Source organism: Actinokineospora auranticolor (assembly GCF_002934265.1).
GTDB classification, from domain to species: domain Bacteria; phylum Actinomycetota; class Actinomycetes; order Mycobacteriales; family Pseudonocardiaceae; genus Actinokineospora; species Actinokineospora auranticolor.
In genome coordinates, this window is sequence record NZ_PTIX01000003.1 from 173,340 (window position 1) to 198,995 (window position 25,656).

Sequence of the window (25,656 nt, forward strand, 5' to 3'; positions counted from 1 at the left end):
CCTGCCCCCTCGACTTCTGTCCCAGGTCTGCGCTGTCCACAGGCCCGTGAGTTGTCCACAGGTCTGTTCGTCCCCACCCCACCGGGGCCGGAACCGGTCCTAGTATGGCCGCACCGGTGTCGCCGCTCGCGGCGGTTCGGCCAAGTCGGCGGGCACGGCGGGGCGCGACCGGGAAATCGATGGCGGATTCCGCGTCGAACCGAGCGAAATCCCACGAGGGGGACGACATGGCGGGAGCGGAAGCGTCCCGGCGCGACGCGGCGTTCGTGCCGCGGCTGCTGCCGGTGCCCGCTGTCGTCGCCGCGGCGGCCTTGGCGGTGCTGGTGTTCCTGGCGGCCGGGCACCACCCGGTGGCGCTGTTCCCCGGTGTCGCCTGCCTGGTCGCGCTGGTGGCCGCGGTGTGGTCCCGGCCGGACGCCCCGGCCTGGCTCGGGCTCGGCGTGGTCGCGCTGTCCGCCGTCGCCGCGTCGACAGTCCTGCTGTACCTGGCGGGCGGGCACAACACGTCGTCGCTGCTCATCGGGGCCCTGATCGCCGCGCTGACCGCGGGCGCGCTGATCGTCCGCCGCCCCAAGGGCCCGATCGCCCTCGACGGCTGGCTGGGCGTCGCCGCCACCGCGACGGCGGGTGCCGTGGTCATCGCCGGGCTGGTGCCCGACGCCAAGACCGGGCCGGTCGTCGACCTGCTGCCCGCCGACCCGCTCCGCCACCTCCAGTTCAGCGGGCTGCTGCTACTCACCGCCACCGGCCTGATGGTGGCCCGCCGCGCCGCCGGGCCTGCCCGGTTCGCCCTGCACCTGCTGCTCACGGCGGCGACCGCGCTGCTGGTCTACCTGCTCGCCATCACCGGCGCCGGGTCCGTCGTCGTCACCCTGGGTGTGGCGCACGCGCTGGTCGCGGTCGCCGCGCTGGTGGCCGCGGGCCGAGCCGGATCGTCCGAACGCGCCGGGTAGCCGCCGGTGGTTCGGTAGTTTCTCCCCGAGCCAGCCCCACCATCCGCCAGTCGAGTCGAAGAGGTGTCCACCCGGTGAGCACGCTGCAGTTCAAGCGTTCGCCCCGCCTCGCCGCGCCGCGGCAGCCCGGCGGCGAGGTCCACCTGGAACCGCCGCCCGAGGTGCCCCGCGTCATCCCCGGCAACATCGTGATGAAGCTGCTGCCCGCGGTGATGATCGTGGCGTCGGTGGGCATGATGGCGTTCATGTTCGTCGTGGGCGGCAGGCAGCCCACGTCCCTGCTCTTCGGCGGCATGTTCCTGATGTCGACCGTCGGCATGATGGCGGGCGGCATGGGCGGGCGCGGCGGCGGCCAGAAGAAGGCCGAGATGAACGAGGACCGCAAGGACTACCTGCGCTACCTCGGCCAGATGCGCGACCGGGCCCGCGAGGCCGCGCTGGAGCAGCGCGCCGCCCTGGAGTGGACCCACCCCGACCCGCAGGCGCTGTGGTCGATCGCCACCAGCAGGCGCATGTGGGAACGCCGCCAGTCCGACTCCGACTTCTGCCACCTGCGCGTCGGCCGCGGCTCCCAGCGGCTGGCCACCCGCCTGGTACCGCCGCAGACCGGGCCGGTCGACGAACTCGAACCCATCGCCACCCTGGCGCTGCGCCGCTTCGTGCGCGCCCACTCCATCGTCCCCGACCTGCCCATCCAGGTCGCGATCCGCGGCTTCGCGGCCGTCGGCGTCAGCGGCGACCGGGCCCTGGCCCGCGGCCTCACCCGCGCGCTGCTGGCCCAGCTGGTCACCTTCCACTCCCACGACGACGTGCTGATCGCCGTCGTCACCTCCGGCAAGGCCAAGGCCGAGTGGGAGTGGGCCAAGTGGCTCCCGCACACCCAGCACCCGACCATGGTCGACGGCATCGGCCAGATGCGGCTGATGGCCTCCTCGCTGGCCCAGGTCGAGCAGTGGCTCGGCGACGAGATCCGCGACCGGCAGCGGTTCACCCGCAACTCCCCGCCCCAGCCGGACCAGCCGCAGGTCGTCATCATCATCGACGACGGCGAGGTCACCCACGAGGAAGCCGTCCTGCTCTCCGAGGGCAAGGTCGGCGTCACCCTCATCGACCTGTCCGAGACCCTCGGCACCCTCACCGCCCGGCGCGGCCTGCGCCTGGTCGTCGAACCCGACCGGCTCGGCGCGCGCAGCGCCAGCGGCGTCGAGTGGTTCGCCGAGCCGGACACGCTGACCACCGCCGAGGCCGAGGCGCTGGCCCGCAAGCTCTCCCCGTACCGGGTCAACACCTCCGTCGTCGACACCGCCGACGAGGAGCCGCTGCTGTCCAACCCGACGCTGCTGGAGCTGCTCGGCATCCCCGGCGACCCGATGACCTTCGACGTGCAGCACGCGTGGCGGCCCCGGCCGGTGCGCGACCGCTACCGGGTCCCGTTCGGCGTCGGCGAGCACGGGCAGGCCGTCGAGCTGGACATCAAGGAAGCGGCCATGGAGGGCATGGGCCCGCACGGCCTGTGCATCGGCGCGACCGGCTCCGGCAAGTCGGAGTTCCTGCGCACCCTGGTGCTGGGCATGCTGGCCACGCACTCGTCGTCCACGCTGAACTTCGTCCTCGTCGACTTCAAGGGTGGCGCGACGTTCCTCGGCCTCGACGACGCGCCGCACGTCGCCGCCACCATCACCAACCTGCAGGGCGACCTGACCCTGGTGGACCGCATGCGCGACGCGCTCGCCGGTGAGATGAACCGGCGGCAGGAGGCGCTGAAGAACGGCGGCAACTTCAAGAACGTGTGGGAGTACGAGAAGGCCCGCGAGAACGGCGCCGACCTCGACCCGCTGCCCGCGCTGTTCATCGTGGTCGACGAGTTCTCCGAGCTGCTCGCCGCGAAACCGGACTTCATCGACCTGTTCGTCGCGATCGGTCGACTCGGGCGGTCGCTGCAGATGCACATGCTGCTCGCCTCGCAGCGACTCGAAGAGGGCAAGCTGCGCGGCCTCGACTCGCACCTGTCCTACCGGATCGGTCTGAAGACGTTCTCCGCCGCGGAGTCCCGCGCCGCGATCGGCGTGCCGGACGCGTTCGAGCTGCCGTCGATCCCCGGCTCGGGCTACCTCAAGTACGACACCAGCACCATGGTGCGGTTCAAGGCGTCCTACGTGTCCGGGCCGTACCGGGCCGCGGGCGGGCAGGTGGCCGGGCCCGCCGCGGCGGTGACCGGCGACCGGCGCGCGAAGCTGTTCGTGCCCGACTACGTCGAGATCCCCAAGGAACCGGAGAAGCCCGCCGAGGCGCCGAAGCCGGAGGTCAAGCCCGAGGGCGGCACCGAGGTCAGCGAGCTCGACGTGATCGTCAAGCGGCTGGAGAACCAGGGGCCGGGCGCGCACGAGGTGTGGCTGCCGCCGCTCAACGACCCCAGCTCGCTGGACCTGCTGCTGCCGCCGCTGCAGCTCACCGAGGACCGCGGCCTCTCGCCGGTCGGGTTCTTCGCCAACGGCAGGCTCCAGGTGCCGCTCGGCATCATCGACAAGCCGTTCGAGCAGCGCCGCGACACCCTGTGGGCCGACTTCTCCGGCGCCGCCGGGCACGCCGCCATCGCGGGCGGGCCGCAGTCGGGCAAGTCGATGATGCTGCGCACGCTGATCATGTCGATGGCGCTGACGCACACCCCGCAGGAGGTGCAGTTCTACTGCGTCGACCTCGGCGGTGGCACGCTCGGCTCGCTCGACGGGCTGCCGCACGTCGGCGGCGTGGCCGGTCGCATCGACCCGGACAAGGTCCGGCGCATGATCGCCGAGGTCACCAGCTTGGTGACCGAGCGGGAGCAGCGCTTCCGCGACCTCGGCGTCGACTCGATGACCGACTTCCGCAACCGCAAGCGCCGCGGCGAGGTCCAGGACGACCCGTTCGGCGACGTGTTCCTCGTCGTCGACGGCTGGCTCAACTTCCGCCAGGAGTTCGAGGCGCTGGAGATGCAGGTCGTCAACCTGGCCGCGCAGGGCCTCTCGTTCGGCATCCACGTGATCGTGGCCGCCAACCGGTGGGCGGAGATCCGGCCCGCGCTCAAGGACCTGCTCGGCACCCGGTTCGAGCTGCGCCTCGGTGACCCGAGCGAGTCCGATGTGGACCGTCGGGTCGCGGTGAACGTGCCGTCCGGCAGGCCGGGCCGCGGTCTGTCGCGCGACAAGCTGCACTTCCTCACCGGCCTGCCGCGCGTCGACACCTCCAGCGACACCGAGACGGTGGCCGCCGGGGTGCAGGACGCGGTCGCCAAGATCAAGTCCGCCTGGCGCGGCCCCACCGCGCCGCGGGTCCGCCTGCTGCCGGAGCTGATGTCCTACGAGGACCTGCTGGCCATCGACGGGCACCGGGACAGCAGGCTGGTGCCGATCGGCGTCGACGAGAACGACCTGGCCCCGGTCTACCTCGACTTCGACGCCGAACCCCACTTCGTCGCCTTCGCCGACGGCGAGTCCGGCAAGACCAACCTGCTGCGCGTCATCGCGCGCGGCATCATGGACCGCTACGTCGCGAAGAAGGAAGCGGTCATCCTCCTGATCGACTACCGGCGCACCATGCTGGGCTTCGTCAACACCGACCACCTGATGGAGTACGCGGTCTCCTCCAACCAGCTGGGCAACGTGATCAAGACGGTCCGCGACTCGATGCTCAAGCGGCTCCCCGGGCCGAACGTGACGCAGGAGGAGCTGCGGAACCGGTCCTGGTGGAAGGGCCCCGAGCTGTTCGTCCTGGTCGACGACTACGACCTGGTGGCCCCGCAGGGGAACAACCCGCTGCAACCCCTGGCCGAGTTCCTCCCGCAGGCCAAGGACGTGGGCCTGCACGTCATCGCCGTCCGCCGCACCGGTGGCGCGAGCCGGGCGATGTTCGACCCGATCCTCGGCAAGCTCCGCGAGATCGCCAGCCCGGGTCTGGTCGGCAGCGGCAGCAAGGACGAGGGAAACCTGCTGGGCACGGTCAAGCCGTCCGCCATGCCCCCGGGCCGCGGCACCCTGGTCAGCCGCAAGGTGGGCCAGTCCCTCATGCACATCGCCTGGATCTCCCCCGACTAACCACCCCGCCACACCTCCGCGACCCGCCCCTGGCCACCGCCGGGGGCGGGTCGCGCCTTCCGCCTCGGTGCGTGCCGTGGCTCATCCGTACCCGCGCTTGCCCGATCCGCCGAGATCGACGAATCGCCGGTTCGCCGGTTCGCCCTCCGCGCATTCGAGCAACGGAAATGATCATGATCGGGTTTCCGCATTCCGGTAGCTCGATGGCGGGAACCATTCCGCCACCCGTTGGTGATCAATGGTTGCCGCCCCGCCCCCGGAAGCGCCATTCGCGAGAACGGGTGGAGGATGGGGGCGGTCAGGGCCTACGAGTGGAACCGGGGCGGGTTGTGGCGGTGCGGGTGGCGGTCGACTTCGGGACGTCCAGCACGTGTGTCGCCCTGTCCGTGGACGAGCGGGAACCGCAGGTGGTGGTCGTCGACGGGGGGCCGTTGTTCGCCTCCGCCGTGTGGGCGGGTGCCAACGGCGCGTTGTTCGTGGGGGCCGAGGCGGAGCGGCAGGCGGCCCTCGACCCGTCGCGCTACGAGCCGCACCCGAAGCGGCGGGTCGATGACGGGCAGCTGTTGCTCGGTGACGTCGTCGTGTCGGTCGAGGCGGTGTTCCGGGCGGTGCTGACCCGGGCCGTCGACGAGGCCCGGCGGGTGGCGGGTGGCGCGCCGGTCGACCAGCTGGTGCTCACCCACCCCGCCGACTGGGGCGGCACCCGCACCCAGGTCCTGCGCCGCGCCGCGACCGGGTTGGCGGCCCGGCTCGAGCTGGTGCCGGAACCGGTCGCCGCCGCCGTCTTCCACGCCGCGAACTTCCGGCCGCGCCGACCGGACCCGCCCGCGCCCGCGACCGGTCCGATCCCGCAACCCCCGGCGCCGTGGAACACCCAGCGGCCCCAGCGGGTCGCGCAGCCGTGGGGTGTCCCCCGGGGCGGCCAGGAGGGCGACGCGGTCGCCGTGCTCGACCTCGGCGGCGGCACGGTGGACGTCAGCGTCGTCCAGGCCCGGCCCGCGTCCTTCGCGCGTCCCGCCTCCTTCTACGTCCTGGACACCAAGGGCAATCCCGACTTCGGCGGCGCCGACATCGACCAGGCCATCATGGACCACCTCGGCGCCGCCGCCGCCGATCCCGCTGCCTGGCAAGCGCTTGCCGAGGGGCGCGACCTGGTCGACCGGCGGCGCAGGCGGGTGCTGCGGCAGGACATCCGCAACGCCAAGGAAACGCTCTCCCGCCACCCCTACACCGACATCCCGCTCCCGCCACCGTTCCACGACGCCCACCTCACCCGCGACGACCTGGAACGCCTGATCGCCCACCAGGTCTCCGCCGCCGCCGACCTCACCACCGCCGCCATCCGCGAGTCCGGTGTCACCCCCGGTCAGCTGTCGGGGGTCTTCCTCGTCGGCGGCTCCAGCCGGATCCCGATGGTCGCCCGCCTCGTCGCCGAGCGCACCGGCGTCGTGCCCGTGACCCTGGACCAACCCGAGACCGTCGTCGCCCGGGGTGCCTTGCGGGCCGTCAAAGTGGACGACGCGCCGCGGCCCGCGCCCAGGGCCGTCGTCCCGCCGCCGCCCCCACCTCCCGCGCCCGTCAAGCAGCCGAAGCGGAAAGCGCCCATCTTCATCGCTGCCGCGGTCGCCGTCGTCGCGGCCGGTGTGGCGGCCTTCTTCCTCATCCCCGCGGGCGAGCAGGATCCCGGTCGCTACGTGGACAGCTACCAGTACCGCTTCGCCCTCCCCGACGGTTGGCGGCAGACCGGCGGCAACCCGAACCTGCTGCGCACCGAGATCAAACCCATCGGCGCCGAGCGCGGGGCCGACCTGCTGATCGTGCAGGAGCGGCAGCTCAGCTTCGACAGCGGCGCCGAGCGGGACCGCGCCGTCTCCCGGCTGCGCGAGGACTACGCGAAGGGCGGGCAGGCGTTCTCCGGCTTCACCGAGCAGACCAGCTTCGGCGGCCGCAACGTCATCTACTACCGCGAGTCGTTGCCCGCGGACAACGCGACCGTGGAGTGGTACGTCCTGCTGCAAGGTAGGTTCCAGGTGAGCGTCGGCTGCCAGTACACCCCGGACGGCCGTGACGCCGTGCAGAGCGCGTGTGGGACCGTGGTGCGGTCGCTGGTCGTGACCGGCTGAGCGGTATCGGGTTGGGAGGCGGGGCGATGACCGGACCGAACCAGGGTTTCGCGGACGCGGTGGCGCGCTTCCGGGCCGAGTTGGACGCCGCGGTGACCCGCGCCCGCCGCGCGTCGGCCGAGGGCCGCGAGCTGAGCGCGGCGTTCCGCCGGGACGTGCACCGGCACGCCTCCCGGCAGTCCGCCGTCGACGAGCAGGCCCCCCGGCCGGTCGCCCCGCACGACCCCGACGACGACGACTTCTCGCAGCACCAGATCCTCTTCCACGGGGGCTGACCTGCGGCGATCGTTCACCAACGGGAACCGCCGACGACATCGTCACACCCGTCAAACACCGTCCCACCTGCGGGTTCCGGCCGGGACCGTTAACGGGAGCAACGACATCGCGGCAACCGCCACCGAGGCGGAACCAAACCTGGCAGGGTCTTCGTCGTAAGCGGCGTACACAACGAAGAACGTGTGCGACCCAACCACAAGCCAGGGGGTTTCTCCCGATGTCCGGTTACGGAATCACGCCAGAAGAGATGGCCAAGGCCGCTACCGACGTTGACAACGTCAACGAGGAGAGCCGCAACGCGCTGGGCTCGCTGCGCAACAACCTCACGCCGCTGCACGACAACTGGCAGGGTCAGGCCAGCGCCGCGTTCGCCACCCTCATGCAGCGCTTCGACGACGACGCCCGCAAGCTGCACGACGCGCTGCAGGGCATCTCCGAGCAGCTCAAGGCCAGCAACACGGCCTACGTCCAGCAGGAAGAGGCCGCGTCCTCCTCGCTGACCAACATCAGCAACGTCCTCGGCGGCTGATTTCCGTTCGGCGCAAGCCTTCTTCTTCACCCCCCGCAAAGACTTAGGGAGTCACCGCAATGCCTAACGGCGACATCATCAAGGTCAATTTCGCCGAGGTCGCCAACGCGGCCCAGTCGATCACCTCCACCTCGGGTCAGCTGGAGACCCTGCTGGGCGACCTCAAGTCGCGCCTGGCCCCGCTGCGCGCCGGCTACACCGGCCAGGCCGCGGAGCTGTGGGACGCCAAGCAGCGCGAGTGGGACGCCGCCTACGACGACCTGAAGCAGGTCCTGGGCTCCATCGGTACCGCCGTGCGCCAGTCCGGCGAGAACTACCAGGAGACCGAGAGCGCGAACGCCAGCCGCTGGGCGTGAGTCACCGCCAGTGGTCACCGAGGCCCCCGGGAGCAGCTCCCGGGGGCCTCGGCTTTTCCTTGTCGCACAGTCGGTTCCGAGCATCGGCTATCGGGCGCGACCCCGATGGGGGTGCCAGGCTTGGAGTGTCCTCTGTGGACAAGTCAGGGTGATCGGGTGAGCGCGGGCCGGTAGTCGCCCGCCGGTGCGTCGCCCCGGGGGACGTCGATGACGTGATGGAGCGCCCAGCCCTTTCGGTCGGGCATTCGCGCTGTGCCAAGGAGGATGGCACTTCGGCGACCTGGACTCCCTGTGGCTCAACGAATTCCGCGACTTCGCCGAACGGCACCGCGGGCTCTCCGCGCTCGACCGCGACGACCGGCTGCTGCGCTCCGGCCGCGGCGCCGAGCCGGTGCCGCGGCCGGTCGAGCTGGTCGACCGGTTCCCGCACGACGAACGCGTGGCCGCGCGGCTCGTGTCCGCCGCGCTACCCTCGACGGCCGCCAGGGCGACGCGCGGGACTGCACCGGCCGCGCCGAACAGCTCGCCGCGCTGGACCGGTTCCGGTCGTCCGGGGAGAGCGCGCCCCCGTCGGTAGTGATCATCACCGGGACGGCGGGCCGCCTGATCTTGATCACCAGCCGCAACCGGCCGCCTCCCTGCTCGTCCGTGACGATGCCCACCTCACCCCGGCCGCGTCTGTCGCCCGGCCGGGCGGGGGAGCCCGGCTCGCCGTGCCGGACCGCGGCCTCGGGTGACCGAGTGTGCTCGGATCGTTACTCAGCAGTGAATGGCCGATGGTGATCGAAAGCACAATCGCGGTCACCCGGTAGTGGTGGCTCGGCGGTCCGCGGCCGGTGGCTACCATTGCCCAACACCCGGGCCGGTCAGCCGGAACCTGACCTGCGCCGGGCCAGTTCACAGCCGTCAGGCTGGGGGCTGTTTTGACCCTCCAACACCCACCCGGTATCTTCTTACGTTGTTGTGCGGCGCGGGGCGTAAAGCTCGACTGGTCGAACGCGAGTCGAGCCGCGTTGCGCGCCCCTGTACGACCCGCGTCGTACAGGGGTGAGGCCCGCACAGGTACCCATGACGCATGTTGACGATGAGGTAGCTCCGTGCCCACGTACAGCCCTAAGCCCGGCGAAGTCGAACGCGCCTGGCACGTGATCGACGCCGAGGACGTGGTGCTCGGTCGTCTCGCCACGCATGTCGCCACGCTGCTGCGCGGCAAGCACAAGCCCACCTACGCCCCCCACGTGGACACCGGCGACTTCGTCGTCATCGTCAACGCCGAGAAGGTCGTCCTGACCGGCAACAAGCGGGACCAGGCGTTCGCCTACCGGCACAGCGGCTACCCGGGCGGTCTGCGCAAGCAGTCCTTCGGCGAGCTGCTCGACACCCGCCCCGACCGGCTGCTGGAGAAGGTCGTCAAGGGCATGCTGCCGAAGAACAAGCTCGGCCGCGCCCAGGGCAAGAAGCTCAAGGTCTACGCAGGCCCGGAGCACCCGCACGCCGCCCAGCAGCCCACGCCGTTCGAGATTGCGAAGGTCGCCAAGTGAGTGAGGACGTCGTGACCCCCGAGGTCGATGACACCGCCGAGAACACCGAGGCCGTGGACACCGACGTCTACACCTCCGAGTCGCCCGAGTTCGACGCCGAGGTCGAGGCCGGTACCGACGAGGAGCCCGCCGCTCCCGCGCTGCCCCACCTGACCGCCGAGACCGCGCAGACGGTCGGCCGGCGCAAGGAGGCCGTGGTCCGCGTCCGGATCCAGCCCGGCTCCGGCAAGTTCCTCCTCAACGGCAAGTCGCTCGAGGAGTACTTCCCGAACAAGGTGCACCAGCAGCTCATCCGCGAGCCCCTGGTGGTCGTGGAGAAGCCCGAGTCCTTCGACATCCGGGCGAACCTGCACGGCGGCGGCATCACCGGCCAGGCCGGTGCGCTGCGCCTGGCGATCGCCCGCGCGCTGATCGAGCTGGACAGCGAGGACCGCCCGGTCCTGAAGAAGGCGGGCTTCCTGACCCGCGACCCGCGGGCCAAGGAGCGGAAGAAGTACGGCCTGAAGAAGGCCCGCAAGGCGCCGCAGTACAGCAAGCGCTGACCTGCGCCCAGGCACACACCAGCGGGAGCGGCACGTTCGACCTTCGAACAGGCCGCTCCCGCTGGTCGTTTTCCACCCGGTAGTCCCACCGGTCCCACTGGTCGACCCCCGCCCTGTCACCCACACGCTCCCCAATCCCCACACGCGGAGGTTCCAAGTCCATGGCACGACTGTTCGGCACCGATGGAGTGCGTGGTCTCGCCAACTCCGACCTGACGCCGGAGCTGGTGCTCAAGGTGGCCGCCTCGGCCGCGCGGGTGCTCGCCCGCCCCGGTGACGGCGCGCGCCGACCGGTCGCCGTCGTCGGCCGCGACCCGCGGGCCAGCGGCGAGATGCTGCAGGCCGCGGTGTGCGCCGGGCTGGCCGCGGCCGGTGTCGACGTCATGCAGGTGGGCGTGCTGCCCACCCCGGGCGTGGCGTTCCTGGTCGGCGACCTGGACGCCGACCTCGGCGTGATGATCTCCGCGTCGCACAACCCGATGCCCGACAACGGCATCAAGTTCTTCACCTCCGGCGGGCACAAGCTCTCCGACGCGCTGGAGGACGAGATCGAGGCGGGTCTGGACAGCGCCGCCGAGCGGCCGACCGGTGCCGCCGTCGGCCGGGTCTACGACGTCGCCGACGCGCACGACCGCTACGTCGCGCACCTGCTGGCCGCCACCCCGAACCGCCTCGACGGCCTCAAGGTCGTGGTGGACTGCGCCAACGGCGCCGCGTGGGCCACCGCGCCCCGGGCCTACCGGGAGGCGGGCGCCGAGGTCATCGCCATGCACGCGCTGCCGGACGGCGTCAACATCAACGAGGCCTGCGGCTCCACGCACCTCGACGACCTGCGCGCCGCCGTGCTCCGCGAGGGCGCCGACCTGGGCATCGCCCACGACGGCGACGCCGACCGCTGCCTGGCCGTGGACGCCGCGGGCGAGGTCGTCGACGGCGACCAGATCATGGCCGTGCTGGCCCTGGCCATGCGCGACGCGGGCGAGCTGACCGAGGACAGCTTCGTGGTGACCGTGATGAGCAACCTCGGGCTGCACGTGGCCATGCGCGACCTGGGTGTGAAGCTGCGCACGACCGCCGTCGGCGACCGGTACGTGCTGGAGGAGCTGCGCGCCACCGGCCTGGCCCTGGGCGGCGAGCAGTCCGGCCACGTCCTGCTCCCCGGCCACGCCACCACCGGCGACGGCCTGCTGACCGCGATCCGCCTGATGGCCCGGGTCGCCGACACCGGCAAGCCCCTGGCGGAGCTGGCGGCGGCGATGACGAAGATGCCGCAGGTGCTGGTCAACGTCCGGGTGGCGGACAAGGCCGCCGTCGCGGCGTCCCCCGAGGTGAGCGCGGCGGTCGTCGAGGTCGAGACCGAACTCGGCGACACGGGCCGGGTGCTGCTGCGACCGTCGGGCACGGAGCAGCTGGTCCGGGTGATGGTCGAGGCGCCGACGCAGGAGGCCGCCCAAGGCGCGGCCGACCGCCTGGCCGCCGTCGTCGCGACCGCGAGCTGAGCTGACGCGGGCAGCCCCGCCCGGTTGCCCACCTCACCGGTGACCGGGCGGTGGATGCCGCCGTTCGCCAGTCCCGAAAGGGTGGTCCTCGGTACATTTCTCTTTGCGTAAGTGACGGCACCGCAGGTCAGCGGTTCGCGTCCAAGGCGTGGACAGGTCGAGGGGAAACCTCCAAGGGGGAGCGGTGGCAGTAGACGAGACCATGAAGATGGACCACGAGTTGGTCCGGTCCGCGGCGATGGACATGGCGGACATGGCGGTCGCGCTGCAATCCGTGCAGACCTACGCCACCGGGGACGGGCTCAAGGCCGAGCACTTCGGTGGCACCCCGGAGGGCTTCAACGCCTTCGGCTCGTTCAACGGCGTCGTGCAGGCGCTGGCCCAGTCGGTGACCAAGGCGCAGCAGTTCTGCACCGAGGCGGCCAAGCGGATCGACGCGTCGGCCAAGTCGACCACCGCGACCGACGTCGACAACGCGTGGGGCCTCACCCAGTCCGGGGGCAAGTAACCGATGGCGGAGAACTTCAGCCACGGCATCACCGATGCCCTGCAGGTCCCGTCCGACGTCTACACCGAGGACCACTCGGCGAAGATGCTGGAGCCGCTGGAGACCTACATCAAGCTGTTGGGCCGCGACTTCCTCGGTTTCCTCTACGAGAAGTGGCGCAGCCACCCCGCCTGCCTCCCGGCCAACGCCAACCGGTGGAAGGAACAGCCGGTCGCGGGCGACGGCTGGCAGGAGAAGACCGACCAGTCCGGCGGCCTCTGGAAGATCAAGATCATCAACTGGGGCTTCATCTGGGGTGCGCGGGGCAGGCTCGACAACCTGGCCAAGGCCGCCGCCGCGATGGACGGCACGGCGAACGCCATCTCGGGGAAGCTGCACGGCGCGTGGACCAGCAAGGCAGGCGACGCGGCCACCACCAAGATCAACGACCTGCGCGCGGCCGCCCAGGAGTACGGCACCGCCGTCGGGGAACTCCGCGCGAACATCGAGGGCGCCTGGCACGCCAGCCGGGGACCGGTGGAGCGCCTGTCCCAGTTCGCCGGGTCCGGCACCGGGGGCAAGTCGCTCGCCGACCGCTACGGCGCGAACGCGTTCTCCGACAACACCGACTTCATCGATTTCCCGAGGGACAAGCTCGCGACCTACATCGATGAGATGGGCCGCATCCTGCAGAACGGCACGTTCCGCTCCGGCATCTACGCCAAGGAGGAGTGGACCGCGGGCTACGCGTTCCTCAACGAGGAGTTCACCCCGGGCCTGCCGTTCGACGACCTCGGTTGCGACAAGCAGACCGCCGAAACCCTGCACCAGCCCGGCAAGGTCCTGCTCACCGACGGCGACAACCGCTGGTCGAACGAGATCTGCAACGAGCTCAACGACTTCTGCAACTGCTACTTCACGACCATGGCCAACCTGCGCCGCCAGATCGAGGAGACGATCACGGCGGTCACCGACGCCTGGCGCGAGCTGAACTCGGGTTCGATGCTGATCGCCACCGACCCGTTCGGCAAGCTCGCGCTCAGCGGGGCGGACAAGCCGCCGCCGGACGACGAGTCGGGGGACGAGAAGCCGCCGACCAAGAAGGACCCGGGGACCGGGACCGGGTCGACCGATACCGGGACCGGGACCGGGGACCAGCCGAAGCAGCAGCAGATGCCGCCGCCGCCGAAGGCCGAGGACCTGCCGCAGATGCCGGATCCCGGGCAGGTCGACCAGGGCACCGATCCGTCCGCCGTGGACCCGACGCAGACGCCGGGGGCCGTGCCGGGGACCACCGGGGGCGCGCCGGAGACGGTGACGATCTCCGAGGGCGGGCGGACCATCGGGGTGCAGAGCCCCGACGGGGCGGGGCACGTCAAGGTCACCGTCGACGACGGCTCCGGCAAGCCCAAGACCTACGACCTCGACTTCGGCGCGAGCACGCCCGGGCAGGGGCAGCTCGGGCCCGACGGCAAGCCGGTCGTCGGACCGGACGGCAAGCCGATCACCGACGGTGCCGAGGGGCGCCCGCTCGGGCCGGACGGCAGGCCGGTCAACGGCGTGGACGCCCAGACCCGCGGCATGCCGGTCGACGGGGCGATCGGACCCGACGGCAGGCCGGTCGACGGGGCGATCGGGCCGGACGGCAAGCCCGTCGACGTCCAGCACGTGCAGGCCGGGCCCGACGGCAAGGCGGTCATCCACGACGGCGACGTCACCATCACCGCCGAGCGGGATCCCGGCTCCCCGGACACGGTCAAGATCACCGTGGACGACGGCACCGGCGAGCCCGTCAGCTACACCGTCGACTTCGACGAGACCACCCAGGGCGCGACCGGCGGGGCCCAGCACGGCGGTCCCGCCACCGACACCGCGGGCCAGGCCACGGGCACCACGCGGGCGAACCCGGACGGCGGCCAGCCGGGCCACCAACCCGAGCCCGGCAGGCCCGGTGTCCCACCGGCAGGCCAGGACCAGCCCACACCGGGCGGCCAGGTGCCTGGCGGCGGTACGCACGGGATGAACGACGCCAGCCCGATCGGCCACGGTCAGCCGGGCGGCCAGGTGCCTGGCGGCGGTACGCACGGCATGAACGACGCCAGCCCCATCGGTCACGGCCAGCCCGCGCCGGGCGGTCAGGTACCCGGCCAGGTCGCCCCCGGCGGGCACGGCGTGCCCGGCTACGACGCCGCCCAGTCCGGTCACGGCATGCTCAACAACGACGCGGCCCAGCCCGGGCACCCGCAGGCCACCTACGCCGCCAGCGGCGGGGGCAGCGCGTGGAGTTCGGACGCCTGGGGGGCCTCGGGCAGCATCTTCGACGAGCAGCCCCGCGACCAGCTCGGCCCGCACCCGGGCCACGACCAGTCCGGTCAGCACGGTCAGCACGACAACGGCCACGGCGGCGACACCCAGACCGCGGGCGCGGGCGAGGCCGGTCTGGCCTCCGCCGCGTCCGGGCTGCCCGGTGACCAGTCCGGCACCGGCTCGCCCATGGGCGGCGGGATGCCGATGGGTGCGATGGGTGGTGGCGGCCAAGGCCAGGGCGGTGGCGACAGCGAGCGCGGCGGTTCGCAGTGGCGGACCACCGGCCAGCTCTTCGACGACGACTACGCCGACGCCGAGGCCCGCATCAGCGGCAGCTTCGACGGCGGGAGGTGAGCCGGATGTCCGACCTGACCGCGGAGACCAGGCTGATCCTGGCCAAGTACGAGGACATCACCGCCCAGTACCACGCCCGGGTCAACCAGGTCGGCGAGGAGTTCGCCGCCGAGCTGACCCGCACCGACGCCGCCGCGGCCGAGCGCGACCGCGTGCTGGCCGAGCAGCGGCCCGCGATCGACGCCGCGCACGAGGCGACCAAGCGGGAGGCCCAGGAGCGGGCCGCGGCCGAGCAGCAGAAGGCCGCCGCGTGGACGCGGGAGACCAAGTCCACGGTGCTGTCCTTCGGCGGCGACGACGAGCGGCCCCAGGAGCGCCCCGAGCGCCCCCGGCCGGTGCCGCCGCCGGTCGCGCCCCCGGAGCCCGCGCCGGAGGCCAGGTCGACGCCCGCCCAGCGGTTCCTGTCCTTCGCCGACGACGAGGACGAACCCGCCCCGCCGCCGCGGCCCGCGCCGAAGCGGCAGGCACCCGCCCCGGTCGAGGACGACGGCGACGACGACTGGTCCGGTCGCAGCTGGGTGCGCTGACATGCCGGACGGTGTGCTGAGGGTTGACCACGAGGCCGTCTCCGCGCTGGCCAAGGAGGTCGCCGACCTGCGGTCCGCGCTGGAGGAGGTGGCCGCCTTCGCCCGCGCGGACCTGCCGCCGCCGCGGCGGTTCGGCCCGCTGGGCGAGGCTGCGGGCGCGGCGTTCGGCACCTTGCACGAGGCGCTGCTGACCTCGTTCGAGAAGGTCGTGCCGCAGGTCGACGGCATGGTCGCGGAGCTGGTCGAGTCGACGAAGCGGATCGCCGACGTCGACGAGGAAGCGGCGCGGCGGATCACCCGGGCCGGTGAGCGGTGACGGCCGAGCAGGTGCGGGCCGCGCTGACCGCGCCGACCGGCGCCGACCTGGCCGACACCGCGGACGCCCTGGTCGAGGGCCCGCTCGCCGAGCCGCGCGGGCTGCTGTCCCCGCGCGCCGGTGGTGCCGTCTACCGGCGGTGGCGCGCGCACCCGGCGGCCAAGGGCGGCTGGACGCCCGAGCCGTGGGGTCCCGCCGACGAGCGCATGGTCGACGACCTGCGCAACGCCGAGTTCGGTGGCCTGGCCGCCGCCCGCGACCGGTTGGCCGCGCTGGCCAAGGCCGCGGAAGCCCTGCGCGAGGGCGCGGCGGGCCTGCGGACCCGGTTATCCGACACCTGGGGTGGTCGTGGCGCCGACACCGCCGCGACCCGGTTCGACCAGCTCTCGGTGGCCGCCCGCACGTGGCACGACGGGCTCTTGCGCCTGGCGACCGCGCTCGACGGCGGTCGCGGTGTCGCGGCCGACGCACTGCACGGCTGGGCCGCGCAAGCGGCCACGCTGCGCGGCATCGCCGTCGACAACCTCGCCAACCGCCAGGACCAGATCGACCGCCTCGACGCGGCCCTGCGCTCGTACACCCCGGCGCAGTTGCGCACGCCGGGCACGCTCAACCTCAACGGCATCGCCGAGGACCCGTGGCCCAGCGCCGAGGTCATCGACTACCTCGACGACTACTGCGGTCGCTACGCCGCCGCCGTGGCCCGCTTCCGCGCCGACCTGCGCGCCGTGCACGACGCCACCGCCCAGGGCTGGCGCGCGTTCACCGACGCGATCCGCGCGGTCGACCCGGACCCGTTCACCGCCGTCACCCCCTCGTCGTCGACCGCGCCGTCGGCCGCCGTCCCGACGGGCACCGCGCCCAGCGGGGCGGCCACGGGGGAGAGCGTCACCATCCGCGAGGGCGGTAGGGCGATCACGGTGGACTCGTCGATGGGGATCACCGTGGACCGCGGCGACGGCAAGCCGACGAAGTACGTGGTCGACAGCGCCCCCAGCCCCCAACCGGCGCCCAAACCGGCGGCGGCGAGCGCCGCCGCCGACACCCCGGGCACCCCGGCCCCCGACGCGGCGGCCACACCCAGTGAGGCGGGAGTTCCCGCCGGTGGCTCGGCGGGTGGCTCAGTTGGTGGCGGTGGCGCAGCGGTCGGTGGTGGCGGTGGCACGTCGGCGGGCCAGCCGCCGTTGCAGCCCGGCGCGATGACCAACGCCGAGGCGCCCCCGTCACAGGAATCCCGTGCGGGCGTTGGGGGTTCCGCGCCCGCGGCGGCGGGTCCGGCCGCGGGCGCGGGCATGGCGGGCGGTGGCATGGGCGGGATGCCCATGGGCGGCGGCGGGGGCGGTCAAGGCGGTGGCGGTGGCGACACCGACCGCAAGGCCAGCCAGTGGCGGCTGGTCGGCAGCCTGTTCGACGACAACGACCCGGCCGCGTTCTTCGACGGCGTCGTCGGGGAAGACCCGGCCAACCGGGCCAAGGGGTGAGCGTGCTCGACGAGGACAACCCGGCCGTCCGCGCGGTCCGCGCCGAGTTCCAGCGGATCAGCGCGGGCCTCGGCGACCACTTCGAGCGCTCACGGGCCGAGTACGAGCAGACCCTCACCCGGCACGAGCAAGACCGCGAGCGCTGGGCCAAAACCCCACCGGAGCCGCCGAAGCGCGCCCGGCAGAAGCAGTCGGACGACCCGTCCGACACGGGCTTCTTCTCGGTCAGCTGGATGACCAACCGCTGACCTACCGCGGCGGCCACTGCCCCGGCTGGTCCTGCACGTAGGACCGCTCCTGGGGCGGGAATCCCGGCGCCGGAAACCCCTGCGGTGGAAAGCCGGGCTGCGGCCCGGCAGGCGGGAATCCCTGCGGCGCATAGCCGGGCTGCAGGTAGGCGGGCGTAAACCCTTGCGGTGGAACGGGTCCCGGGAAACCGCTGGGCGGTGGGAATCCCGGTGGCGGGTAGCCCGGCTGGAATCCCCTGTTCGGCGGCGAAGCCAGCCCTTGGGTGACTCCGCGCCGGAACAGCACCACGGGCACGACTGCCCCGACCAGCGCGCTCACCAAGCCGACGATGATCCACGTCATGAGCAGGTTCGGCATGATCGTCATCGCTCGCACCGACACCCAGAGCCCGCCCGCGATGACGATCCCGGCCCCGATCGTCGCGAGGATCCGCCCGGCGGGCTGGAAGGCCAGCAGCATGCCGCCACCGGAGAGCAACAGCGCCGCGGCGATCAACCCGATGAACCCGAGCCCGAACAGCGACGCCCCCACCGTGAGCCCGCCGACGGACAACGCGGTGACCCCCGCTGCGCGCACCGCGCCCTGAGGGTTGGACGGCGGAATCGGCGGTGGACCTTGGGGTGGGTATGGCTGCACGTCAGCCAGTCTGCACGAGGTGCCGATCCAGGACTGTGCCCTTGATGTTCTCGTCCAGCAGCCGGGCGTACTCGGTCTGCCCGGTGAGGTGAGTGAGGAAGAACGCGGTCAGCAGGGCGCGGCTGATCCGCTGCGTGGCGTGCTCCGCCTTGCCGTGCACCAGCAGCCCGCTCCAGTGCCTGCCCTCGGTGAACCCGAGGTGGCTGGCCTTGGTGATGGTGCGCACGTCCGCCTGCCCACCCCACGCCTGCGCGATGAGGTGGCCGTGCGCGCTCGGCGGGGCGACCAGGTCGTTGCCCGCCAGCACGTGCAGCGACGGCATGCGGCACTCGCGTGCGGCGTTGCTGGCCACCGGGGCGGTCTCGGCCGCCGCCAGGGTCGCGACGGCCCGCACCCGCTGGTCGCGCGCCGCGGCCAGCACGGCGCTGCCGCCGCCGGTCGAGTGCCCGGCCAGGCCCAGCCTGCCCTCGTCGACGCTGATCTCGCCGTCGCCGAGGCGCACGCCGACGCACACGTCCAGCGCGGTGCTCAGGTCGGAGGCCAGCAGCCGGTGCGAGCCGAACGGGCCGGTGTGCGTCCCGGGCGCGGCGACGACCACCCCCCACGACGCCAGGTGCCGGAACAGCCCCCGGTACCGCGACGGCGGCTGGAGCCAGCCGTGCCCGAAGGCGACCGCGGGCAGGCCGCGGCCGGAGTGCGGCGTGTAGACCGCGCCGGGCAGCCCGACCAGCGCCAGGTCACCGCGCAGGACCTGGTGCGGACCGGGGCGGGCGAGCTCGTCGAGGAGGTGCTTGGCCGTGCGTGCCATGGGGGTCAGCCTATCGGTGGTCGAAGTACCTGGTGGGTACCCTCGTGCGCGTGTGCGGAATCGCGGGTCGCGTCACCGGGATCGCCCGGTCGCGCGGGTACGACCTGGACGGGCCCCGCGACCTCGCGAAGTCCGTCACCGTCGAGTAGGAGCCGTATGCGGGGCGTCTGGACCACCGGAGCCGTCAGGACAGCCGAGGAGGCCGTCCTCGCCAAGACCGCGCCGGGCGCGTTGATGCGCCGGGCCGCGCACGGCGTCGCGCTGCACGTCACGCGGCTGCTCGACCAGCACACCGGGGGCGTCGCGGGCCGCCGGGTCGTGTTGCTGGTCGGCGCGGGCAACAACGGCGGCGACGCGCTCTGGGCCGGGGCCTTCCTGCGTCGCCGCTCGGTCGGCGTCACGGCCGTGCTGCTGGCGCCGGAGCGCGCGCACGCCGAGGGGCTGGCCGCGTTGCGGCGCGCAGGCGGGCGGGTCGGTACGCCCGAGGACGTCGACTTCGCCGACCTGGTCGTCGACGGGATCGTGGGGCTCTCCGCGCGCGGCCCGCTGCGGCCGGACGCGGCGGCCGTGGTCAGCCGGGTGCGGGCGCCGGTCGTGGCCGTCGACCTGCCCAGCGGTGTGGACCCGGACACCGGGGCCGTCGAGGGGCCCGCGGTGACCGCGGACGTGACGGTGACGTTCGGCGCGTACAAGCCCGTGCACTACCTCGCGGGGGCCCGCTGCGGCGCGGTCCACCTGATCGACCTGGGGCTCGACCTGGCGAAACCCGTCTTCGAGGTGCTGGGCGCCGCGGAGGTGGCCGCGGCGTGGCCGGTGCCGGGGCCGGAGGACGACAAGTTCACCCAGGGCGTCGTGGGGGTGGTCGCGGGCTCGGAGACGTACCCGGGCGCGGCGGTGCTCGCGGTCGGCGCGGCCGTGCTGGCCACCTCGGGGCTCACCCGCTACGCCGGGTCGGCCGCCGACGAGGTGCGCAGGCGCTGGCCGGAGGTGGTCGCCACCGGCTCGGTCGGCGACGCGGGACGGGTGCAGGCGTGGGTGGCCGGTCCGGGCATGGGCACCGGCAAGGCGTCCCGGGACGTCCTCGCGCACGTGCTCGACGCGGGCCTGCCGACCTGCGTCGACGCGGACGGCATCACGCTGCTGGCCCGGTACCCCGACCTGTGGGACGCGCGCGACCCGGACGCGCCGCTGCTGCTCACCCCGCACGACCGCGAGTTCGCCAGGATCGCCGAACCGCACGGGATCGAGCTGGGTGCCGACCGGGTGGCCGCGGCCAAGTCGCTGGCCGCCGAACTGGACGTAACCGTGTTGCTCAAGGGGCATGCCACGGTGGTCGCGTCGCCGGACGGGCGCGCGCTGGTCAACCCGGCCCGCTCGCACTGGCTGGCGACCGCGGGCTCGGGCGACGTGCTGTCCGGGCTGGCGGGCGCGCTGCTCGCGGCCGGGCTCGACCCGCTGCTCGCGGGCGGCGCGGCGGCGTGGCTGCACGTGCGGGCGGGTGAAGCCGCCGCGCTGGGCGCTCCGGTGCCCGCGTCGGCGATCGTGGACGCGGTGCCGACGGCACTGCGCGGGCTGCTGGGGGCGAGATGAGTCGCGCGGAGGTCGTGGTCGATCTGGACGCGTTGCGGCACAACGTGTCCCTGCTCGTCGCGCGCGCGCCGGGCGCGGACGCGATGGCGGTCGTGAAGGCCGACGGCTACGGGCACGGGGCCGTGCGGGTCGCGCGGGCGGCGCTGTCGGCCGGGGTGACCTGGCTCGGGTCGTGTTCGTTGAACGAGGCGCTGGTGCTGCGGGACGCGGGGATCACCGCGCCGATCCTGTCCTGGTTGGACACCCCGGACGCGGACATGGACGCGGCCGTGGAAGCCGGGATCGATGTCGGTGTGTCCTCTGTGGAGGAACTGGACCGGCTGTCCGGCGCGCGGGTGCACCTGAAGGTCGACACCGGGCTGGCGCGCAACGGGTGTCCGCCCGGCCGGTGGGCGGACCTGGTGCGCGCCGCGGCGGAGTCGGACAACGAGGTGTACGCGGTCTGGTCGCACCTGGCCTGCGCGGACGTGCCCGGCCACCCGTCGGTCGACGCCCAGGCGCAGCGGTTCGAGCACGCCTACAAGACCGCCTTGGACGCCGGTCTCACCCCACGGCGGCACCTGGCCAACTCGGCGGCCACGCTGAGCAGACCGGACCTGCACTTCGACATGGTCCGGCTCGGCATCGCGATGTACGGGCTGAACCCGTTGCCCACCAAGGAAGACCTCATTCCCGTGATGACCTTCCGGGCGTCGGTAGCCATGGTCAAGCGGGTGGCCGCGGGCGAGTCGGTCTCCTACGGACAGACTTGGACCGCGCCGCGTGACACCACGCTCGCCCTGGTGACGGCCGGGTACGCCGACGGTGTGCCGAGGCTGCTGTCGAACCGGGTCGACGTGCTGCTCGGCGGTGTTCGGCGGCCGGTGCGCGGCCGGGTGTGCATGGACCAGATCGTCGTCGACTGCGGCGACGACGAGGTCTCGCCCGGCGACGAGGTCGTGCTGTTCGGCCCCGGCACGCGCGGGGAACCGACGGCGACCGAGTGGGCCGACACCATCGGCACCATCGACTACGAGATCGTCACGGGCATGTACCGGCCCCGGGTGGCCCGCCGGTACGTCGGCGGATGAACCGCGCGGGCAAGGTCGCCGCGGGCGCGGGCGTGCTCGCCGCCGCCACGGCCATCGCGGTCGGCGTCACCCGCCGCCGCGCGTCCGGCGACGACCCGTACGCCGACGAGCCGCTGGGTGAGCTGCCGCCGTCGCGCACCAGCACGGTCGCCGCGGACGACGGCCTGGCCCTCTCCGTCGAGGAGGTCGACCCCGAGGACGGCGGCAAACCGGTCCTGACCGCGGTGTTCGTGCACGGTTTCGCGATGAGCAGGCGCGGCTGGCACTTCCAGCGCCGCGACCTGGCCCGGCTCACCGACCCCCGGGTGCGGCTCGTGCTCTACGACCACCGCAGCCACGGCCGCTCCGCCCGCGCCGACATCAGCACGAGCACGATCGAGCAGTTGGCCGCGGACCTCGACGAGGTGATCCGCGCTGTGGTGCCCCGTGGACCGATCGTCCTCATCGGACACTCGATGGGCGGCATGGCCGTGATGGCGCTGGCCGAGCGGCACCCGGAGCTGTTCGCCGAGCGGGTGCGCGGGGTGGCGCTGATCGGCACGTCGGCGGGTGAGGTCGGGCGCAGCGGGCTGCCCCGGCCGCTGCTGTCGAAGTACAACCCGCTGACCCGCGTCCTCGGCCGGGTCGCCGAGTGGCAGCCCACCGCCGTCGAGCTGGTCCGCTCGGTGGGTGGCGCGGTCACCCGGGGCGCGGCCCGCACGGTCGGGTTCGGGCCCGGCGAGGTGAGCCAGAAGCTGGTGGGGTTCCTCGTCGACATGCTCGACGGCACGCCCGTCCGGGTGCTCGCCGACTTCGTGGACACGCTGGGCAGCCACAACCGCTACGCGGCGCTGGCCGGGCTCAAGCACACCCGCGTCCTGGTGCTCAGCGGCGACCACGACTGGATGACCCCGTTCGCGCACGCCGAGCGGATCGCCACGGCCCTGCCGGACGCCACCCTGGTCCGCGTGCCCGGCGCCGGTCACCTGGTGATCCTGGAGCGCCCCGATGTGGTGAACGAGCACCTGACTACGCTGCTGCGGGACTGCGCCCGGGGCCGCGGCGCGGGTCGGAAGAGGTGAGGACCGTGGCTGAGACCGTGCTGCTGCGCACGCACGAGGACACCCTGGCGTACGGGCGCGCCCTGGGCACCCGGTTGCGGGCCGGGGACCTGGTGCTGCTGGCGGGGCCGCTGGGGGCGGGCAAGACGGTGCTGGCCAAGGGGATCGCCGAGGGGCTCGGGGTGCTGGGCCGGGTGAGCAGCCCGACGTTCATCATCGCCCGGGAGCACAAGGCGGGCGCGCGCGGGATCCCGATGGTGCACGTCGACGCGTACCGGCTGGGTGGCGACCTGGAGCAGCTCGACGACCTGGACCTGGACTCGGAACTGGTCGCGTCCGTGGTCGTCGTCGAGTGGGGCGAGGGCTCGGCGGACCGGCTCAACGCCGACCACCTGCTCATCCGCCTGGCCCGGGAGGCCGACGACTCCCGCCTGGCGTCGGTCGAACCGCACGGCGACTGGGTGTCGCGGGTCTGATTTCCCCTTCGGCGGTGCCGGGGTGCGGGTCTAGGGTCCTGGCATGCGCGCAGTGATCTTTGACTGGGGTGGCACGCTGACGCCGTGGGTGACGATGGATCACCTGGCCGCGTGGCGGGCCTATGCCGACATCGTCCACCCGGGAGACGCCGAGGCGTCGGGGGTGCTGGCCGCGGCGTTGCTCGCGGCGGAGGACGAGGCCTGGGGGCGGGTCCGGGTCCACCACACGGCCTTCCACCTGACCCAGGTGCTGGAGTCCGCCGGGGCACCGCCCGACGAGGCGGCGCTGGCCGCCTTCCGGACCTACTGGGACCCGGCGACCCGCACCGACCCGGAGGTGGCGCCGATGCTCGGCGAGCTGCGGGAGCGCGGGCTGCGGACGGGGGTGCTCTCGTCCACGGCGTGGCCCGGTGCCTGGCACGAGGAGGTCCTGCACCGCGACGGCGTCGGCGACTTGTTCGACGGGCTGGTGTGGAGCAGCGACCTGGCCTACACCAAACCGCACCGGGTGGCCTTCGAGGCGGCGATGGCGGCGGTGGGCGTCGACGACCCGGCCGACTGCGTCTACGTCGGCGACCGCCCGTACGACGACATCAGCGGCGCGCAGGCGGTGGGGATGCGGACCATCTTCATCCCGCACAGCGACATCCCGCTGGCGCAACAGGTCGCCGTCGACGTGGTGCCCGACGCGGTTGTGCAGCGCATGTCCGAGCTGCCCGCCGTCCTGGACCGGTGGCTGGACGGCCGAAACCCCCTTTAGTGCAGCCTGAAAGACCCTTCGGGGGAAGGCGGCGCCTGGCGTTGTGAGCCAAGGTGAGTCCGGGCGGGACAGTCCCGTCCGGACACAACGCCAGATCCTGGAGGACGAGATCCCATGAAGACACGCGCCTTGGTGATCAGCGGAGCGGTCGGACTTGGAGTCGTGCTGGCGGCGTCACCAGCATCCGCGAAGGCCCTGGACACGCCGGTCGACGGTGTGGGCTACCGGGTCACCGCCGACCACAGCGGCAAGTGCCTGGACGTCAAAGGTGTGAGCCAGGACAACGGCGCCGACGTGATCCAGTGGGATTGCAACGGCGGCGCCAACCAGTACTGGACCCTCTACGCGGTGGGGGACGGCGCCTACAACCTCGTCGCGGGCCACAGCGGCAAGTGCCTGGACGTCGAGGGCGTGAGCCTGGACAACGGCGCCGACGTGATCCAGTGGGATTGCAACGGCGGCGCCAACCAGCGGTGGTACCTCAACGACGCGGGCTACGGCAGCTACAACCTGGTGGCCGAACACAGCAGCAAGTGCCTGGACGTCAAGGGTGTGAGCCAGGACAACGGCGCCGACGTGATCCAGTGGGATTGCAACGGCGGCGCCAACCAGAGCTGGACCTTCGCCAGCGCCTGATCGGCGAATCGGGGTCGCCCGTCACCCGACGGGCGACCCTGATTGGTTCGCAGGTTGTCCACATGCACTCAGGTTGTTCACAACCCGCCTCCAGTGCCTTCAACCATCTGCCGCCACCGAATAGAATCGAAAACAGGGGCTCCTTGACCTCAAGGGGTCGTTGCGCCGGGTGTGGGATGATCTTCGTGGGTGAGTGATCGGAGATCTTGTTGTGGCATGTCGGGTGATTTTGAGTTGCGAGGATCGGGAGACGATCTCGCGCGAGTTACGTGCGAGGCGGTCGTTTCGGTTTATCGGTAGGGTGTTGGGTCGGCATCATTCGGTGGTCGCTCGTGAGGTCGCTCTCAATGGTGGCCGGTTGGCTTATCGCGCGGTGCGGGCGGGGCGGCGGGCGGCCTCGGCGCGGGCCAGGCCGAAAGTTCGGAAGATGGAACGGTCGGGTCGGGCGAGACGTGTGCCGTCGTCGGCGAAGCGGTCGCGGCGCGACCTGATCGTGGGTATGGTCAACATCGGCGAGCGTCCGGCGGAGGCCGAGGACCGGGCGGTCCCCGGCTTCTGGGAAGGGGACCTCATTCTGGGGTCGGCGTGCAAGTCGCAGATTCTGACGTTGGTTGAGCGTCAGACCCGGTTCGTGATGTTGATCCGGGTCCCGCATGATCGGTCCGCGGATCGTGTCGCGGCGTTGTTGGCTGAGAAGATGATGACGTTGCCCGAGTTCCTTCGGAAATCGTTGACCTGGGATCAGGGCAGCGAAATGGCCGACCACGCCACCTTCACGACGGTGACCGGGATGCCCGTCTATTTCTGTGATCCACGCTCACCGTGGCAACGCGGAACGAACGAGAACACCAACCGCCTTCTTCGGCAGTACTTCCCCAAGGGGACGGATCTCTCGGTTTATTCCCAGGCCGACCTCGACGAGGTGGCCCGCGAGCTCAACGGCCGCCCCCGGCAGACCCTCGACTGGTACAAACCCGTCGAGAAACTCAACGAACTGCTGATCAACCATGGTGGCGCGATGACCTGTTGA

General features: G+C 72.4%; 24 protein-coding genes. 22 read left to right on the plus strand and 2 right to left on the minus strand.

Features of this window, described 5'->3' with window-relative positions:
* Nucleotides 1–227: 227 nt before the first annotated feature.
* From CLV40_RS06950 to CLV40_RS07020, 15 genes are all read left to right on the plus strand, one after another.
* Complete coding sequence (locus CLV40_RS06950; protein ID WP_104478004.1) at nucleotides 228–953, plus strand: hypothetical protein; 726 nt, start codon at nucleotides 228–230, stop codon at nucleotides 951–953.
* Nucleotides 954–1,027: 74 nt separating this feature from the next.
* A complete protein-coding gene (gene eccCa / locus CLV40_RS06955; RefSeq protein WP_104478005.1) occupies nucleotides 1,028–5,023 on the plus strand; it encodes a type VII secretion protein EccCa in 3,996 nt (1,331 codons plus the stop codon).
* Between the two features lie 329 nt (nucleotides 5,024–5,352).
* Nucleotides 5,353–7,146 carry a type VII secretion-associated protein gene (locus CLV40_RS06960; protein ID WP_245931147.1) on the plus strand — a complete coding sequence of 598 codons (1,794 nt, stop codon included), beginning with the start codon at nucleotides 5,353–5,355 and terminating at the stop codon, nucleotides 7,144–7,146.
* A 26-nt stretch (nucleotides 7,147–7,172) separates the two neighbouring features.
* Nucleotides 7,173–7,421: a hypothetical protein gene (locus tag CLV40_RS06965; protein ID WP_104478007.1), complete on the plus strand. Its 249-nt coding sequence runs from the start codon at nucleotides 7,173–7,175 to the stop codon at nucleotides 7,419–7,421.
* 218 nt (nucleotides 7,422–7,639) lie between these two features.
* A complete protein-coding gene (locus tag CLV40_RS06970; RefSeq protein ID WP_104478008.1) occupies nucleotides 7,640–7,951 on the plus strand; it encodes a WXG100 family type VII secretion target in 312 nt (103 codons plus the stop codon).
* Nucleotides 7,952–8,010: 59 nt separating this feature from the next.
* Complete coding sequence (locus CLV40_RS06975) at nucleotides 8,011–8,307, plus strand: WXG100 family type VII secretion target (RefSeq protein WP_104478009.1); 297 nt, start codon at nucleotides 8,011–8,013, stop codon at nucleotides 8,305–8,307.
* 1,097 nt (nucleotides 8,308–9,404) lie between these two features.
* The gene (rplM, locus tag CLV40_RS06980) at nucleotides 9,405–9,848 is read left to right on the plus strand and encodes a 50S ribosomal protein L13 (protein ID WP_104478010.1); all 444 of its coding nucleotides are present in this window, start codon (nucleotides 9,405–9,407) and stop codon (nucleotides 9,846–9,848) included.
* Nucleotides 9,849–9,901: 53 nt separating this feature from the next.
* The gene (gene rpsI, locus CLV40_RS06985; protein WP_104478308.1) at nucleotides 9,902–10,390 is read left to right on the plus strand and encodes a 30S ribosomal protein S9; all 489 of its coding nucleotides are present in this window, start codon (nucleotides 9,902–9,904) and stop codon (nucleotides 10,388–10,390) included.
* Between the two features lie 161 nt (nucleotides 10,391–10,551).
* Nucleotides 10,552–11,889, plus strand: coding sequence for a phosphoglucosamine mutase (glmM, locus tag CLV40_RS06990; RefSeq protein WP_104478011.1), 1,338 nt, complete (start codon nucleotides 10,552–10,554; stop codon nucleotides 11,887–11,889).
* Nucleotides 11,890–12,073: 184 nt separating this feature from the next.
* Complete coding sequence (locus tag CLV40_RS06995; protein ID WP_146107955.1) at nucleotides 12,074–12,397, plus strand: hypothetical protein; 324 nt, start codon at nucleotides 12,074–12,076, stop codon at nucleotides 12,395–12,397.
* 3 nt (nucleotides 12,398–12,400) lie between these two features.
* Entirely contained in the window at nucleotides 12,401–15,037 is a 2,637-nt protein-coding gene (locus CLV40_RS07000; protein ID WP_104478013.1) for a hypothetical protein, read from the plus strand.
* 5 nt (nucleotides 15,038–15,042) lie between these two features.
* Complete coding sequence (locus CLV40_RS07005; protein ID WP_104478014.1) at nucleotides 15,043–15,564, plus strand: hypothetical protein; 522 nt, start codon at nucleotides 15,043–15,045, stop codon at nucleotides 15,562–15,564.
* A gap of 1 nt (nucleotide 15,565) precedes the next feature.
* Nucleotides 15,566–15,880, plus strand: coding sequence for a hypothetical protein (locus tag CLV40_RS07010; protein WP_104478015.1), 315 nt, complete (start codon nucleotides 15,566–15,568; stop codon nucleotides 15,878–15,880).
* Nucleotides 15,877–17,361, plus strand: coding sequence for a hypothetical protein (locus CLV40_RS07015; RefSeq protein ID WP_104478016.1), 1,485 nt, complete (start codon nucleotides 15,877–15,879; stop codon nucleotides 17,359–17,361). The genes CLV40_RS07010 and CLV40_RS07015 overlap by 4 nt, the downstream gene beginning before the upstream one ends.
* Nucleotides 17,362–17,363: 2 nt before the next feature.
* Nucleotides 17,364–17,609 (plus strand): hypothetical protein, encoded by a 246-nt coding sequence (locus CLV40_RS07020; RefSeq protein ID WP_104478017.1) that lies wholly within the window; start codon nucleotides 17,364–17,366, stop codon nucleotides 17,607–17,609.
* A gap of 1 nt (nucleotide 17,610) precedes the next feature.
* Here the strand turns inward: CLV40_RS07020 and CLV40_RS07025 are convergent, their stop codons facing one another.
* Both CLV40_RS07025 and CLV40_RS07030 read right to left on the minus strand, forming a co-directional pair.
* Entirely contained in the window at nucleotides 17,611–18,186 is a 576-nt protein-coding gene (locus tag CLV40_RS07025) for a hypothetical protein (RefSeq protein ID WP_104478018.1), read from the minus strand.
* A 61-nt stretch (nucleotides 18,187–18,247) separates the two neighbouring features.
* Complete coding sequence (locus CLV40_RS07030; RefSeq protein WP_104478019.1) at nucleotides 18,248–19,054, minus strand: dienelactone hydrolase family protein; 807 nt, start codon at nucleotides 19,052–19,054, stop codon at nucleotides 18,248–18,250.
* A 156-nt stretch (nucleotides 19,055–19,210) separates the two neighbouring features.
* On the opposite strand from CLV40_RS07030, the gene CLV40_RS07035 reads away from it, so the two are divergent.
* From CLV40_RS07035 to CLV40_RS07065, 7 genes are all read left to right on the plus strand, one after another.
* Nucleotides 19,211–20,644, plus strand: a complete 1,434-nt coding sequence (locus tag CLV40_RS07035) for an NAD(P)H-hydrate dehydratase (RefSeq protein ID WP_104478020.1) — start codon at nucleotides 19,211–19,213, stop codon at nucleotides 20,642–20,644.
* Nucleotides 20,641–21,714 carry an alanine racemase gene (alr, locus tag CLV40_RS07040; RefSeq protein ID WP_104478021.1) on the plus strand — a complete coding sequence of 358 codons (1,074 nt, stop codon included), beginning with the start codon at nucleotides 20,641–20,643 and terminating at the stop codon, nucleotides 21,712–21,714. The genes CLV40_RS07035 and alr overlap by 4 nt, the downstream gene beginning before the upstream one ends.
* The gene (locus CLV40_RS07045) at nucleotides 21,711–22,775 is read left to right on the plus strand and encodes an alpha/beta fold hydrolase (protein ID WP_104478022.1); all 1,065 of its coding nucleotides are present in this window, start codon (nucleotides 21,711–21,713) and stop codon (nucleotides 22,773–22,775) included. The genes alr and CLV40_RS07045 overlap by 4 nt, the downstream gene beginning before the upstream one ends.
* A 5-nt stretch (nucleotides 22,776–22,780) precedes the next feature.
* The gene (gene tsaE / locus CLV40_RS07050) at nucleotides 22,781–23,230 is read left to right on the plus strand and encodes a tRNA (adenosine(37)-N6)-threonylcarbamoyltransferase complex ATPase subunit type 1 TsaE (RefSeq protein WP_104478023.1); all 450 of its coding nucleotides are present in this window, start codon (nucleotides 22,781–22,783) and stop codon (nucleotides 23,228–23,230) included.
* 43 nt (nucleotides 23,231–23,273) lie between these two features.
* The gene (locus CLV40_RS07055) at nucleotides 23,274–23,990 is read left to right on the plus strand and encodes an HAD family hydrolase (RefSeq protein ID WP_104478024.1); all 717 of its coding nucleotides are present in this window, start codon (nucleotides 23,274–23,276) and stop codon (nucleotides 23,988–23,990) included.
* A 114-nt stretch (nucleotides 23,991–24,104) separates the two neighbouring features.
* Nucleotides 24,105–24,626, plus strand: a complete 522-nt coding sequence (locus CLV40_RS07060; RefSeq protein ID WP_104478025.1) for an RICIN domain-containing protein — start codon at nucleotides 24,105–24,107, stop codon at nucleotides 24,624–24,626.
* 223 nt (nucleotides 24,627–24,849) lie between these two features.
* Nucleotides 24,850–25,656 (plus strand): IS30 family transposase, encoded by an 807-nt coding sequence (locus CLV40_RS07065; RefSeq protein ID WP_281261649.1) that lies wholly within the window; start codon nucleotides 24,850–24,852, stop codon nucleotides 25,654–25,656.

Excerpts from the sequence above, each read along its gene's own strand:
- alr (WP_104478021.1), top strand. The coding sequence starts at position 20,641 with ATGAGTCGCGCGGAGGTCGTGGTCGATCTGGACGCGTTGCGGCACAAC.
- CLV40_RS06970 (WP_104478008.1), top strand. The coding sequence starts at position 7,640 with ATGTCCGGTTACGGAATCACGCCAGAAGAGATGGCCAAGGCCGCTACC.
- CLV40_RS06975 (WP_104478009.1), top strand. The coding sequence starts at position 8,011 with ATGCCTAACGGCGACATCATCAAGGTCAATTTCGCCGAGGTCGCCAAC.
- CLV40_RS07010 (WP_104478015.1), top strand. The coding sequence starts at position 15,566 with ATGCCGGACGGTGTGCTGAGGGTTGACCACGAGGCCGTCTCCGCGCTG.
- CLV40_RS07035 (WP_104478020.1), top strand. The coding sequence starts at position 19,211 with ATGCGGGGCGTCTGGACCACCGGAGCCGTCAGGACAGCCGAGGAGGCC.
- CLV40_RS07060 (WP_104478025.1), top strand. The coding sequence starts at position 24,105 with ATGAAGACACGCGCCTTGGTGATCAGCGGAGCGGTCGGACTTGGAGTC.
- CLV40_RS07005 (WP_104478014.1), top strand. The coding sequence starts at position 15,043 with ATGTCCGACCTGACCGCGGAGACCAGGCTGATCCTGGCCAAGTACGAG.
- CLV40_RS06950 (WP_104478004.1), top strand. The coding sequence starts at position 228 with ATGGCGGGAGCGGAAGCGTCCCGGCGCGACGCGGCGTTCGTGCCGCGG.
- CLV40_RS06965 (WP_104478007.1), top strand. The coding sequence starts at position 7,173 with ATGACCGGACCGAACCAGGGTTTCGCGGACGCGGTGGCGCGCTTCCGG.
- CLV40_RS07045 (WP_104478022.1), top strand. The coding sequence starts at position 21,711 with ATGAACCGCGCGGGCAAGGTCGCCGCGGGCGCGGGCGTGCTCGCCGCC.
- CLV40_RS07030 (WP_104478019.1), bottom strand. The coding sequence starts at position 19,054 with ATGGCACGCACGGCCAAGCACCTCCTCGACGAGCTCGCCCGCCCCGGT.
- CLV40_RS07000 (WP_104478013.1), top strand. The coding sequence starts at position 12,401 with ATGGCGGAGAACTTCAGCCACGGCATCACCGATGCCCTGCAGGTCCCG.
- CLV40_RS07055 (WP_104478024.1), top strand. The coding sequence starts at position 23,274 with ATGCGCGCAGTGATCTTTGACTGGGGTGGCACGCTGACGCCGTGGGTG.
- glmM (WP_104478011.1), top strand. The coding sequence starts at position 10,552 with ATGGCACGACTGTTCGGCACCGATGGAGTGCGTGGTCTCGCCAACTCC.